The organism is Colwellia sp. RSH04, assembly GCF_003545765.1.
GTDB lineage: Bacteria > Pseudomonadota > Gammaproteobacteria > Enterobacterales > Alteromonadaceae > Colwellia.
On sequence record NZ_QXIO01000001.1, the window covers coordinates 562,332 to 576,959 of the forward strand.

Annotated in this window: 8 protein-coding genes; 3 read left to right on the forward strand and 5 right to left on the reverse strand. The window is 38.1% G+C overall.

Annotated elements, in window-relative coordinates:
• Positions 1-11: 11 nt before the first annotated feature.
• The 3 genes from D1094_RS02275 to D1094_RS02285 all read right to left on the reverse strand — a co-directional run bounded on the left by D1094_RS02275 (position 12) and on the right by D1094_RS02285 (position 4,810).
• Positions 12-3,215, reverse strand: a complete 3,204-nt coding sequence (locus tag D1094_RS02275) for an efflux RND transporter permease subunit (RefSeq protein ID WP_118958705.1) — start codon at positions 3,213-3,215, stop codon at positions 12-14.
• Between the two features lie 11 nt (positions 3,216-3,226).
• Positions 3,227-4,378, reverse strand: coding sequence for an efflux RND transporter periplasmic adaptor subunit (locus D1094_RS02280; protein WP_118958435.1), 1,152 nt, complete (start codon positions 4,376-4,378; stop codon positions 3,227-3,229).
• Between the two features lie 81 nt (positions 4,379-4,459).
• Complete coding sequence (locus tag D1094_RS02285) at positions 4,460-4,810, reverse strand: hypothetical protein (RefSeq protein WP_118958436.1); 351 nt, start codon at positions 4,808-4,810, stop codon at positions 4,460-4,462.
• Between the two features lie 616 nt (positions 4,811-5,426).
• On the opposite strand from D1094_RS02285, the gene D1094_RS02290 reads away from it, so the two are divergent.
• From D1094_RS02290 to D1094_RS02300, 3 genes are all read left to right on the forward strand, one after another.
• Positions 5,427-8,060, forward strand: a complete 2,634-nt coding sequence (locus D1094_RS02290; protein WP_118958437.1) for a bacteriohemerythrin — start codon at positions 5,427-5,429, stop codon at positions 8,058-8,060.
• A 125-nt stretch (positions 8,061-8,185) separates the two neighbouring features.
• The gene (locus D1094_RS02295; protein WP_147361044.1) at positions 8,186-9,517 is read left to right on the forward strand and encodes a CHASE domain-containing protein; all 1,332 of its coding nucleotides are present in this window, start codon (positions 8,186-8,188) and stop codon (positions 9,515-9,517) included.
• On the forward strand, positions 9,517-12,246 hold the full coding sequence (locus tag D1094_RS02300; RefSeq protein ID WP_118958439.1) for an EAL domain-containing protein: 2,730 nt from the start codon (positions 9,517-9,519) through the stop codon (positions 12,244-12,246). The genes D1094_RS02295 and D1094_RS02300 overlap by 1 nt, the downstream gene beginning before the upstream one ends.
• Before the next feature lie 336 nt (positions 12,247-12,582).
• Here D1094_RS02300 and groL read toward each other — a convergent pair whose 3' ends face one another.
• Positions 12,583-14,232 carry a chaperonin GroEL gene (gene groL / locus D1094_RS02305; protein ID WP_118958440.1) on the reverse strand — a complete coding sequence of 550 codons (1,650 nt, stop codon included), beginning with the start codon at positions 14,230-14,232 and terminating at the stop codon, positions 12,583-12,585.
• A 77-nt stretch (positions 14,233-14,309) separates the two neighbouring features.
• Positions 14,310-14,600, reverse strand: a complete 291-nt coding sequence (locus tag D1094_RS02310) for a co-chaperone GroES (RefSeq protein ID WP_118958441.1) — start codon at positions 14,598-14,600, stop codon at positions 14,310-14,312.
• Positions 14,601-14,628: the final 28 nt, after the last annotated feature.

The window sequence follows — 14,628 nt, forward strand, 5'->3', positions numbered from 1 at the left end:
AAAGATCGATTTTATTTCTTTCTTAACTCCTTAATTTTGAATGTAGAAAACCAACTAAATAAAATAGGTAAGACAAAAAGTGTTAGCAATGTTGAAGTCAATAGCCCCCCGACGATTACGCTGGCTAATGGTCTTTGAATTTCAGCACCTACACCATTAGACATCAACATAGGTATTAGACCAAGTGCAGAAGTTAAAGCTGTCATGAGCACAGGGCGTAAACGAGAAGTAGCGCCTTCAAAAACAGCTTGTGAAGTTTCAAGTCCTACTTTTATCCGTTGATTGATACTCTCCACCATGACAACACCATTCAATACAGCAACACCAAATAAGGTAATAAAGCCAACGGAGCTTGGCACTGACAAGTACTGTCCAGAGAAATATAAGGAGAACACACCACCAATAACAGCAAGTGGAACATTGACTAAAATGAGCATTGCTTGACCGACAGAACCAAAAGCAAAATAAAGCAACAATGCGATTAAAGCTAGAGACAATGGGACTACCTTTGCCAACCTATTGTGTGCACGTTGTTGGCTTTCAAATTGACCGCCAATAGCAACCGAGTAACCTGCGGGTAACTCAACTTTTTCTGCAATTAACTGTTTTATATCGGCAACCACACTTCCCATGTCACGACCTTGAACATTGGCTTGAATGACGACTCGTCTTTGGACATCATCTCTTCTTATTTGTGGAGGTCCCGACTCAAATGTTACCGTTGCCACATCACCAAGACGAACCCAAGCGCCAGTTGGTGACAAAATTCGAATATCAGCTATCGCTTCTTTGCTATTACGATATTCCTCTTTTATTCGAACATAAATATCATACCGCTCATTACCATTAATTATTTGTCCTGCTTCAACACCGCCAATACCGTCTCGAACAATTTTCATAATGTCATTAACAGAAAATCCAAAACGTGAAAGCTCTTGCCTTTTAGGTGCAATAACTAATTGTGCTTCTCCCTCTATTTGCTCAAGCGCTACATCCTTTGCTCCCTCTACGCCTTTAATGACCGACTCAATTTCTTGACCTTTAACAGCAAGCACTTTAAGCTCTGGTCCAAAAAGCTTTATTGCTAATTGCGCTTTTACTCCTGAGAGCAATTCGTCAACTCGTGTTGCAATTGGCTGAGAGAAATTAAGTAGAAGGCCAGGAAATTCCTCTAAAGAACGTTCCATTTTATCTTGCAACTCAACTCTATTATTAGCACTTGTCCACTGAGAAACTGGCTTTAAACCAATATATATTTCTATATTGTTTACCGGCTCAGGATCACCTCCTATTTCTGCTCGCCCTATTCGACTTAATGCATAGGTAACCTCGGGAAATGCCATCAATTTTTTTTCTAATATTGGTGCGACAGACAATGCCGTTTCCAAACTGGAAGATGGTGCTAGTGTAGCCCTCAAGTTTATAGTGCCTTCTTCTAATTCAGGAACAAACTCTGTGCCAATTTGCGGGATAATTACAAATATTGAAACAACCAATACCATAGATACTGACACCACAGTTTTCGTGTGTTTAAGTGCTATTTTAAGACTCTTTTTGTAGCGTTTATCTAATGGTTTTAGTACAAAACTTTCCCTTTCTTTCATCTCTTTTTTAAACATAAAAGTTGCCAAAGCAGGTACTATAAATAATGCGACAAAAATAGCGGAAACAACTGCTATAATAATACTGATTGCCATAGGCTGAAATAGTTTGGCTTCAACCCCTTCGAAACTAAACAAAGGCATGAACACGACTAAAATAATAGCAGCAGCAAAAAATACAGGGCGAGCAACTTCTTTACCAGCTTCTTTCAAACGCAATTCAATTTCGTGATCGTATGATTCAATTCGATGTAAATCTGTATCAGAAGTTTGATCCTGCTTTTTAACACTTTTAAAATACGTAGGCTCAGGGCGGTTTAAATGCTTAAACATATTTTCAACCATCACTACCGAGCCATCAACAAGCATTCCTATCGCAACCGCAATGCCACCTAAAGACATTAAATTGGCAGATATCCCCCACCAAGCCATAATCATCAAAGCAATGCCAATCGATATTGGTATTGATATCAACACCAGAAACGTTGCTCGTAAATTCATTAAGAAAAGTACTAAGACAATGCAGATAAAAATAAATGCTAGGGTAAGGGCGTCTATAACAGTACTTACCGCTTTTTTAATCAAATCTGCTTGATCATAAAAAGGCTCAAAACGTACGCCTTTTGGCAATGCTTGCTCAATCAGTGGAATTCTTGCATTGATGCCATCAATGGTGGCTTTAGTGTTTGATCCCATTCTTTTTAAAACAATACCAGAGACAACTTCCCCTAAGTTTTCTATTTCACCACCCTTGGTTTTCTTAGTCATGGTGACTGCGCCTTGGCGAATATCACTGCCCAATTCAACGTTAGCGACATCTGAAATAGTTACCACGGTACCATCAACTGTTTTAACAGGTACTTGCTTAATGTTACTAATGCCAGCTTCACCACTTTTAAACCAACCTGTGCCTCTGATAACTAACTGCTCTTGCCCTCGGTTTATAAACCAACCTCCAACATTAGCATTATTACGATTAAGCGCTTGAACCACATCCTGTTGCGTCAGTTCATAAGACAATAATTTAGAAGGCTCAACATTCACTTGATATTGTTTAACATTCCCACCAAAAGATAAAACATCCGTTACCCCATCAACAGGCATAATCAACAACTTCACTATCCAATCATTTAAACTTCTTAATGCCATTGAATCGTAATTAGCGTCTTCGTCTGATATCAGCAAGTATTGAAAAACTTGCCCTAGCCCAGAAGTATTCGGTCCCATTTCAGGTGTACCGACACCATCAGGTATCAGCTCTTTTGCTGCTTGCAGTCTTTCAAATACGAGCTGTCTTGCAAAGTAGATATCAATGCCTTCTTTAAAAACAACCGTCACACCTGATAATCCAGTCTTGGAAATAGATCTTACTTGCTCCACATCGGGTAATGCATACATGACCGCTTCAATTGGATAAGTAATGAGTTGCTCAACTTCTTCGGCTGCCAGCCCTGGCGCTTCAGTATTCACAGCAACTTGCACGTTAGTTACATCGGGAAACGCGTCTAAATTCAGTTTTGGAGTTAACATAATGGAACCGACAAGGGTTGCCATTAGCGCTATTAAAATGAGAAGTCGGTTATTGATCGACCAATCAATTATTCTATTAAACATACCGACTCCCATTAATGGTTATGCGGATCAAATCCGCCTTTAGCGATTTCTGATGCGACAAAGAAAGCACCTTGAGTTACGACTCGTGTACCACTTTCGATACCATGTATTTCACGAAGATCACCTAGCGCTCTACCTAATTCAACGTCAACTGCGCTAAATTCACCGGGGTGATCTTCAACAAAAACAGTCCAATCTCCATCTGAACTTCTGATTAATGCTTCTTCAGGCACTGCGATGACTTTCTTTTGTGTAGTAAACTGAAAATTAACTTTAACAAACATCCCTGAATGCAAATTATCATCAACGTTTTCAACTGATAACCTGATGATTCGAGTTCTCGTTATAGGGTTTATCGTGTGTGCTTCTTGAATAACTTTGGCTGAATAGCTTTGTCCGTTGAACTCAACCAGTGCAGGAGAATTAATAGCTAAGTTTAACTTTTTATTGGGTGCTACTTTCGCTTCCACCCACAAGTCTTCTTCATCTGCCAACAACATGATGGTATCACCCGCATCGATACGTTGACCTTGTAAGAAGTCATCTTGCAATACAACACCTGCTCGCTGTGCAATTAACGAATATTGACCAAACGATGCCCTATCTTTATTATAAATACTCTTAATTGCTTCATCAGCCAAACCTAAAGCCAATAACCTCCCATAGGCAGCGTTGAATGTTGTTTTTGCTTGTAATAAACGGCTTTCGCTAACCGTTTTATTATCTAATTTTTTTACACGCTGCCATTCTGTTGAGGCAATAAGATAGTCTGCTTGTGCTTGCACCATAGACTCACTGAATAACGTGACAAGCTTTTGACCTTTCACAACATACTCTCCTAATGCAGCATGACGGCTAATAACGACAGAATCAGTTCTAGGTGACACTAAATAGCTTTTATAACCATTCGCTTTTACCTCGCCTGGTGCATAAATCGTATTAAAGTGAATTTTAGGTGTAACTGGTTCAACCGTAATGTTAGCGAGTGATATTTTCTCAGCACTTAACGTTATACCTTTCTCATGATCTTCTTCAGAACTCTTATTTTCTGAATGAACATCTCCTTGATGCTTTGTAATGTTTTCTTTAGACGGAACATTTTGAGTAAAAAAAAGAGCAACACTCAAAGACAGGATTACACCTGCATTTTTTAATATATACATATGACTTCTTAAATTTTTTAATTAATAGACAAACCTTTTCATTCCAGTTAACTGAAATAAAAAGAATATAATGATAAAAACTTAAGAAATGGGAGGGCGTAGAATTGCTTCAAAAAACTCTTTATATTGAATAAAGTCGTATGGGAATTCGTTTGCTGTGGGTAATTCATGGAGGTTAGGTATATCTTTAATGAGAATCCAAGTTAAGTGACTGCCACTGCAATGGCCACAATGATGGCAATCATTAACATCATGCCCTTGGGCATCAACTAACCTTCCTGCTTCTGAACGGTCTAAATTATGATCATGCTTTACTTGAATATGCTCAACATCTATTTGATGGTTTTCATTTATTGCAGATGCTACAGCAGTTAACGATTGCAAAACAATCGATACAACAAGTAAAACTATTAAAGCAACTTTAGAAAACAAACAAACCACCTAAAATAAATACAACATTTCAAATATAACAAAACACAGTATTACATTCTACCAACTATTACCCCTAACTTATTAGGTAACTACCATATACACCAATATTTTGGCCTTTATGAGTTACGGTGACGAGTCTATTACAATATCATCAAGCTGTGCAGTTAAGGCAAAACACTTAAATGATAAAAAAGCCCGAACATTTCTATTCAGGCTTTCGTGTTATAAGAGATTAGGCTTATTTAGGCGCAGCATAAATTACATCATGTAGCCCATATAGCACTTAACTAAATCCGTTGAACTTTAATGAAAGTACATCATTAAAGTCATGGTCAGCGTTGAAAAAGATTTAGAACTAGAACAAGGGAAAATTCAATAATTGTTTCATTCTATAATTTATAATTACTTGAAATTATATAATATTAATTAATACTATAGGCAGTGGGTTACTGAAAAATATCCACTGCAAGTTATCTAGCTCTGATTGACTTTACATGATAGTCAATGAAAGCAGCTGTGTATTTCATGGCTATATCGACACAGCAATTTCATAATGAAGATAGAATTATTCTTACTTTTTTATACCTAAATAATTCTGTTCATAAAAAGGCACCGAATGAGTATTGACCATAACAATCAAGAGTTCTTTGAAATATTTCCCTGGAATGAAAATTTTAGTACAGGTATTGACTCAATTGATGACCAGCACAAACAGCTAGTACGAATACTTAATCGTCTTGCCGCTAATTTAGCAAACTTATCTGCTCCCATTATTTTAAATGAAATTTTTGATGAATTAGCCGAATATGCAGATTATCACTTCAAGAGCGAAGAGCTTATTTGGGTTGACAATTTTAAAAATGATGAATGGGTTACTCAGCACTCACTCACTCATGGTTCATTTATTGACAAAGTGATAGAAATAAAAAACAACAAGGATAATAAATCTTTAGATGATGTCATTTATGACATCATCACCTTCTTGTCTAATTGGCTCGCATATCATATTTTGGATACCGATAAACGTATGGCGCTGGCTGTTATCGCTTTAAAATCGGGAAATACATTAGAAGAAGCAAAAGCAATATCTGCTGAAGGTATGAGTGGTTCGATGGAAACTGTGATCAGAACAGTTTTAACCATGTACAGTGGCATCTCAGCTCGAACTTTGGACCTTATGCGCGAGAAGAGTCGCCGTAAACAAGCAGAAGCGGCCCTGCATATTAGTGAAGAACGCTGGAAGTTTATACTTGATGCAGAAAAGGAAAATGTTTGGGATTTAAACCTAGAAAACAAAACCAAGTCCCTAACGGAAAATGACTCTTCGATTATAGATATTGTACAAAATAAAATTCAAGGAAATGATAAAAGCGCACAAATACATCCAGATGATATTGACTTATTTAAAAAAGATTTTTTACTCCATCTACAAGGAAAAACTAAGTTTTTCACAAATAAACATCGAGAATTAAAAAGTAATGGCAGTTGGTCTTGGGTGCTGAGTCGAGGAAAAGTTGTTAGCAGAAATGAAAGTGGTCAACCGTTACGGATGGTTGGAACCCACTCAGATATTACTGAAAGAGAGCTCGCCTCTATAATCTTTAATCATAGCTCACAAGCTATGATGGTAACCGATGAAAACAATAACATTATAAGTATCAATAAAGCCTTTACTAAAATTACTGGCTATAAAGAAGATGAAATTTTAGGGAAACCGCCAAGCATTTTATCTTCGGGCATTCATGATAAACAGTTCTATAAAATGATGTGGGAGGAAATTAACCGTTGTGGAAGTTGGAGTTCTGAAGTTTACAATAAACGTAAAAATGGCCAAATGTTTTGTGAATTCCTCAGCATAAATACGGTTAAAAACCAAGAAGATGGTATCGACTATTTTGTAGCCCTGTTTAGCGATATCACTCAGCAGAAAAAAGCGGATGAAACTATTCAAAGACAGGCAAGTTTTGATTCATTAACAAACCTTCCAAATAAAGTCACTTTTCAAAATAGATTGGAAGAACAGATACTATGGTCAAAACGAAGTAAATTGCCCTTTGCCGTACTATTTGTAGATCTCGACCACTTTAAAGATGTTAATGATAGTTTGGGGCATGAAAGCGGAGACCAATTATTAATACAAGCATCAAATAGGCTTAAGGATTGCGTACGGGAAAGTGACATAGTTGCTCGTTTTGGTGGAGATGAATTTACCATATTGTTACCTGATATAAAAGATACCGAAATTATAGAGAGAGTCGCAAAAAATATTATTTTAAGATTAATAGAGCCCTTTGACGTTGGTATCAATCGAGTTTATGTATCTGCAAGTATTGGAATAACACTTTATCCAAATGATGCTGACACTAGCTTAGGCTTACTTAGAAATGCTGATCAAGCGATGTATAAAGCCAAACAAACAGGTAGAAGTCGTTTTAATTATTTTACTCCAGCAATGCAAGAACGAGCACAAGAAAGACAAAGGCTTGTTACTGACCTACATAACGCTATAGAACTTAAACAGTTTGAACTTTACTACCAGCCTATCTTTGACATGAAAACTAAAAAACTCATCAAAGCAGAAGCTCTTATCCGCTGGAATCACCCAATTAAAGGCCTAGTTTCTCCAGATGAATTTATTCCCTTATCAGAAAAGTCCGGACTTATTAATAAGATAGGTGATTGGGTATTTAAAGAAGCCACAACTCAAACAAAGAAGTGGCAAAATAAATATCAAATGGATTTACAAATTAGTATTAATAAGTCCCCAATACAGTTTAAGTCTGAATCAAAAGTTAAACATTGGTTGGAATTTATAAAAGAAATAGGTTTATCTAGTGAAAGTATTATCATAGAGATCACTGAAAATGTATTAATGGATAATGAAAATGATATTTTAGATAGACTATTAAAATTTAGAGAAGCTGGTTTTATGCTTGCTTTAGATGATTTTGGCACGGGCTATTCTTCACTATCCTATCTTAGAAAATTCCCCATCGATTACATGAAAATTGATCGTTCATTTGTAAGTAACCTATCTAATGACGCTCAAGATATGGTTTTATGTGAAGCGATGATTGGATTGGCGCAAAAACTAGGAATTAAAGTAATAGCAGAAGGAATTGAAACCCCACTTCAATCTAAACTAATAAGTGATATGGATTGTGATTATGGACAAGGTTACCTTTTTTCAAAGCCGATACCAGCGAGTGAATTTGATGCCTTACTCAAAGATCAATGTAAACCAACTTAAATGTAACAGACTTAAAATAGCCAAAAGATGTTGTGTTCATCAATGAAAACAAACTACACAAAAATTAATATTATAAATGATTTTTAACAACTTATTTTAACCCTTTTTATTAAAGACTCGATAAATTGACAATAAACGATAGTATTTCATTTAAACTGCCCATCAAAATAATAGCCCTAGCTTGCACGTATTTTCTAATGGGGATCGTGGGTCTCGAATTTGCTATTCCTCCGGGGAATGCAACCGTAATATTTCCAGCGTCAGGTATCGCAGTCGCCGCAATATTGTATGGGGGAATTCGATTACTGCCTGGTATTTGGTTAGGTCAATTTTGTTTCAACCTTTGGTTAACAGGAAACACAGACACTCTGCACTTTCAGCATGTTTTGGTTGCACTATTGATTGCCATAGGTGCAAGCCTTCAAGCGGCTATAGCTTGGTATCTAGTAAAAATTTCAGGCGTAAAATGGAAAACGCTCACATTACTGCGGGAAATTACGCTATTTTTGGTATTAACTGCTGCTTTAGCGAGTCTAGTTTCAGCGACTTGGGCTAATATTACATTATATTTATTTGGTATCATCTCTACTGATAAAATTGCAGAAAACTGGTTCAGTTGGTGGATTGGTGATGCGACTGGTGTACTATTACTTGCCCCGTTAACACTGACCTTATTATTTCGTAAGCAGTCACTCGGAAGACATCGACTACATACCGTAATGCTTCCGACTCTGCTCGCGCTAACAATGATCGTTCTGTTCTTTTTCTACGTCGCAAGCAACGAAAAGCGTCAAATCAACAATCAGTTACATCACACAGGAGACGTGCTTGAACATCATATTAAAACCAAGCTAAATGGTTTTACCGAAACGGTGACATCGGTCAGTAACTTGATGAGTATTTATCCGGATCTGAGTTACACGAAATTTGAACTCTTTACTCGTAATTTATATGCCATGCATCCAGACTTGCATGGATTGAGTTGGAACCCCTCTATTTCTGATTCAAACAGAGAGAACTTCGAAGCAAAGATGGCGAAACAACTTGCCATGCCTGCATTTGAAATCACTCAAAAGAACATGCAAGGTACAGCAGTTCGAGCTGGAAATCGAGATCACTATGTGCCCGCCACCTACATCACGCCATTGAATTCCAATAAACAAGTACAAGGTTACGATATTGCTTCAGATTCAGTCCGATTCGAAGCCATAACTAAAGCACGTCAAACTGGGAAAGTTGCTATAACAGCGCCTATTAATCTTGTTCAAGAAACAGCGTCAAGCGCTGCCATATTATTAATATCCCCGATAAACACAATGGAAAATCATACTCAAGATAATTACACTCAAGATAATGGCACTCAGAGCAATAGTACTAAGAACATTGAAATATCCGGTTTTGCTGTGGCAGCGGTGCGTATCGAAAACATGATGAAGTCTTTGTTTTCTCAGGGGTGATGGAAGACGTAGAGGTACTAATTGAAGACAAACACGCGCTAAGTACGGAAAATACATTATTTAGATCTTATTTAACATTGAGCTCAACTAACAAAGAATACCTATGGCAAAGCGATATTGATTTTGGTGGTCGAACATGGCAATTAACCATTACGCCAACAACCAGTTATATCGAAACTCACCTAGCGCTTTTAGCGTGGCAAATATTGCTTCTTGGGTTAATTTTTACCGGTTTATTACAGGGATTATTACTCTCCATTACCGGACAGCATTACCTTGCTAAATCAGAGTTACAACAAAGCGAAACTAAATTAAAATCACTTATTCTGAATATGAGCGAAGGGTTAGCACTGCATGAACTCATTTATGATGAGCATAATCAGGCTATAGATTACCGTATACTGGATGTCAACCCTGCTTTTGAAGCCCAGACCGGAATAACAATAAAAACCGCTAAAGGTAATTTGGCAACCGAGGTATATGGTGTTAATCCCCCACCTTATATAGATGATTACGCTCAGGTTGTAAAATCGAGTGCGCCGTATAGTTTTGACGTCTATTTTGAACCACTACAGCGCCATTTTAATATTTCTACTTTCTCTCCCATGGCAAATCAATTTGCCACCGTGTTTACTGATATTACGGAACGTAAAAAAGCCCTTCAGCAGTTAGTAGAAAGTGAATCGCGCTTTAGAGAGTTATTTGAGCAAACTCCAATTGCTTATCAATCTTTAGATGTAGAAGGACGATATATTGATGTCAATGAACACCTTTGTAACATGCTCGGTTATTCTCGAGAAGAGATTTTAGGAACAGCATTTGGCGAAATTTGGATGGATGAGATTCAGGACCAATTTCCTTGCCAATTTAAAGCGTTTAAAAAAGAAGGGCATGTTAGCACTCAGATAACACTCGAAAAGAGAGATGGTCAGCTTATTAGCGTGATCTTAAACGGTCGTATTCAAAGAGATTCAAAAGGAAACTTTGTAAAGACGCATTGTGTCCTTGTCGACATTACTGAGCGTGAAAAAATAGCGCAAGAAATGCATATTGCGTCCATTGCATTTGAGTCTCAAGAAGGCATGTTTGTAACCGATGCTGAAGGTACTATTCTCCGTGTTAATCAGTCATTTACTGTAATCACGGGATACAGCATTGAGGACGTTATTGGTAAAACGCCTAATATATTAAGTTCAGGAAGGCATGATAATAAGTTCTATTCAAGTATGTGGGAGAGCATTAACACAACCGGGGGCTGGCAAGGCGAAATATGGAATAAACGCAAAAACGGTCAAATTTATCCAGAACACCTTACAATCACGGCTGTCATGAATGATCAAAATCAGGTCACACACTATGTTGCAACTTTAACTGATATTACCGCCAACAAAAAGGCCGAAAAAGAAATCCATTTATTGGCATTTTATGATCCATTGACACGATTGCCCAACCGACGTTTATTCATGGATCGCTTAGCACAAGCTATGGCTTCGAGCGCGAGATCAGAACAAAGCGGTGCTGTGCTTTTTCTTGATCTTGATCATTTTAAAACACTCAACGATACCCTCGGACATGAGCTTAGTGATGTTTTATTACAGCAGGTTGCGAGTCGTTTACAAGATACAGTAAGAGAGCATGACACCGTTGCTCGCCTTGGCGGTGATGAATTTGTTGTTTTATTAGAAATGCTAAATAAAGACGTTAAAAAAGCCACTGCAGACTCGTTCCATGTGGCAAACAAAATTTTGTCGAGTCTTAATCAAACCTATCAACTTGAAGAACATGAATACAATAGTAGTAGTAGTATAGGTGTTATCATTTTTAACGGCCATGACGCTTCACCAGATACCTTAGTCAAACATGCTGATATTGCTATGTATCAGGCTAAAAATGATGGTCGCAATGCGATATGTATTTTTGACCCTAAAATGCAGGAGGAGATCAATGCTCGTTCAACGCTTGAGCGTGACCTTCGTCATGCCATTATCGACCAGCAGTTCCAATTGTATTACCAGATTCAAGTCGACAACTCGCATCGGCCTTTAGGCGCTGAAGCTTTGATCCGCTGGAATCACCCAGAGCGTGGTTTAGTTTCGCCTATTGAATTTATCCCGCTTGCTGAAGAAACTGGGCTCATTTTACCGATAGGTGAATGGGTACTTAATACAGCCTGTGCTCAACTAAAAGTATGGCAGCAACAAGAACGCATGCGTAATTTTGTTTTGTCTGTCAATGTCAGTGCTAAACAGTTTCACCAAGCTGATTTTGTAAAAAATGTTCAGTCAACTATTGAGCAGTTTGGCATCAAGCCAGAGTTACTAAAACTCGAAATTACAGAAAGTATGTTGCTAGAAAATCTTGATGCAACGATTGCTAATATGTTAACTCTAAAGGAACTTGACGTAAAATTTTCGCTGGATGATTTTGGAACGGGATATTCTTCACTGCAATATTTAAAACGCCTCCCGCTTGATCAGCTAAAAATAGACCAATCGTTTGTTCGTGACGTGGTTGTCGACGAGAATGATCGGACTATTGTTCGAACTATCATCGCTATGGCTGATAATTTGAGTTTAGATATCATTGCTGAAGGCGTAGAAACGGAAGAACAACGCGATATTTTGTTAACGGAAGGCTGTTTTCATTATCAGGGGTACCTGTTTAGTAAGCCTATTCCTATTGATGAGTTTGAAGAGTGGTTAAATAATACTATTCTGTATAAGGAATAAGCACATAGAACGACGTGGGAAACATTAGAACAAATAAAATTTGTTTAGATATAATGATATCAAACAAATTTTGTGTAGTTATCGTTGCGCCCATGCGTTCCATGAGTTTGAAAAAATTTAAGCAAATTATTAGTAGTAGACTCCCTCGCGCATGCACGGGGTACTTACTGTTATGCTTCTGCGAAGCAGTAGCGACAGCATACTGCCGCTGCTAATTCATCCCCGCATAAATACGGGATATTCTTCTGCTTCGCAGACGCCTAATAAAAAAGCCCAAATATTCCTATTCAGGCTTTCGTGTTATAAGAGATTAGGCTTATTTAGGCGCAGAATAAATTACATCATGCCGCCCATTCCACCCATACCACCCATGCCGCCCATATCAGGCATAGCTGGAGCTGCTGCATCTTGTGGCGTATCAGTAATCATCGCTTCTGTTGTTAGCATTAAGCCCGCTACAGAAGCCGCGAATTGTAATGCACTACGCGTTACTTTAGTTGGATCTAGAATACCCATTTCAATCATATTGCCGTAAGTACTGTTACCAGCATTGTAACCGTAGTTACCTTCACCTTTACGTACTTCGTTTAATACCACTGACGATTCATCACCACAGTTTGCAACGATTTGACGAATTGGCGCTTCCATTGCACGAATTGCAACGTTAATGCCGTGAGTTTGATCTTCGTTAGCACCCTCTAAATCTTTAATTGCAGTCGCTGCACGAACGAGTGCAACACCACCACCGGCAACCACACCTTCTTCAACAGCTGCTCGCGTTGCATGTAATGCATCTTCAACACGGGCTTTTTTCTCTTTCATTTCAACCTCGGTTGCTGCGCCAACTTTAATGACAGCAACACCGCCAGCTAATTTAGCTAAACGTTCTTGAAGTTTCTCTTTATCATAATCTGATGATGATTCTTCAATTTGGCCACGAATTTGTGCAACACGTGCTTGAATGTCTGCTTCTTCACCAATACCATCGATGATAGTTGTGTTATCTTTAGAAATTATGACACGCTTCGCTTGACCTAAATCTTCTAAAGTCGCTTTCTCAAGCTCCATGCCGATTTCTTCAGAGATTACTGTGCCCGCTGTTAACGTGGCAACATCTTGAAGCATTGCTTTACGACGGTCACCAAAACCAGGGGCCTTAACTGCAGCTACTTTTACAATGCCACGCATGTTATTTACAACTAAGGTTGCTAGCGCTTCACCTTCCACATCTTCAGCGATAATAAGTAATGGCTTACCAGCTTTAGCTACGCCTTCAAGGGTAGTTAATAATTCACGAATATTTGATACTTTCTTATCAACTAACAAGATGAATGGGCTTTCCATTTCAACCGTACCGTTTTCTTGGTTGTTGATGAAATATGGAGAAAGGTAACCACGGTCGAACTGCATACCTTCAACAACATCTAACTCATCAGTTAACGCTTGGCCTTCTTCAACAGTAATAACACCTTCAGTGCCTACTTTGTCCATAGCTGTAGCGATAATTTGACCTACTGTTTCGTCAGAGTTAGCAGAGATAGTCCCTACTTGTTCAATCGCTTTGTTGTCAGTAACAGGTGTTGATGCTTCTTTAAGTGAAGCCACGGCAGCGATAACGGCTTTATCAATACCACGTTTTAAATCCATTGGGTTCATACCCGCAGCTATAGATTTAAGACCTTCATTAACAATAGCTTGTGCTAATACAGTAGCGGTAGTAGTACCGTCACCCGCTTCATCGTTAGCTTTTGAAGCAACTTCTTTCACCATTTGTGCGCCCATGTTTTCAAACTTGTCTTCAAGTTCAATCTCTTTGGCAACACTAACGCCATCTTTAGTGATAGTTGGACCACCAAAAGATTTATCTAAAACTACGTTACGACCTTTAGGGCCTAAGGTTACTTTTACTGCGTCAGCTAAAACATTTACGCCTTGTAGCATTTTTACACGTGCGTCATTTCCAAATAATACGTCTTTTGCAGCCATGTTATTTATTCCTATAATTTTGTTTATTCAATAATAATTAATTTAAAAGCTCTACGCTCAAACATAAATTTTTACGACTATTCTACGATTGCTAAAATGTCAGATTCACTTAAAATTAACACTTCTTCGCCGTCAATTTTTTCAGCTTTCATGCCATAGCCTTCACTGAAAATAATTTGATCGCCAACCTGTACATCAAGAGCGCGTACTTCACCATTTTCTAGAATACGGCCTTTACCAACCGCAACGACTTCACCACGCGTTGATTTTTCAGCTGCACTACCAGTTAGTACAATACCACCAGCAGATTTTGACTCTACTTCTTTACGTTTAATAATTACACGATCATGTAGTGGACGAATGCTCATTTATTCTCTCCTGAGATTTTTCAATTAT

What these genes read in the sequence shown, in the direction of transcription:
- D1094_RS02280 (WP_118958435.1), bottom strand. Translation starts at nt 4,378, where the DNA reads ATGTATATATTAAAAAATGCAGGTGTAATCCTGTCTTTGAGTGTTGCT.
- D1094_RS02310 (WP_118958441.1), bottom strand. Translation starts at nt 14,600, where the DNA reads ATGAGCATTCGTCCACTACATGATCGTGTAATTATTAAACGTAAAGAA.
- D1094_RS02300 (WP_118958439.1), top strand. Translation starts at nt 9,517, where the DNA reads ATGGAAGACGTAGAGGTACTAATTGAAGACAAACACGCGCTAAGTACG.
- D1094_RS02290 (WP_118958437.1), top strand. Translation starts at nt 5,427, where the DNA reads ATGAGTATTGACCATAACAATCAAGAGTTCTTTGAAATATTTCCCTGG.
- D1094_RS02275 (WP_118958705.1), bottom strand. Translation starts at nt 3,215, where the DNA reads ATGTTTAATAGAATAATTGATTGGTCGATCAATAACCGACTTCTCATT.
- groL (WP_118958440.1), bottom strand. Translation starts at nt 14,232, where the DNA reads ATGGCTGCAAAAGACGTATTATTTGGAAATGACGCACGTGTAAAAATG.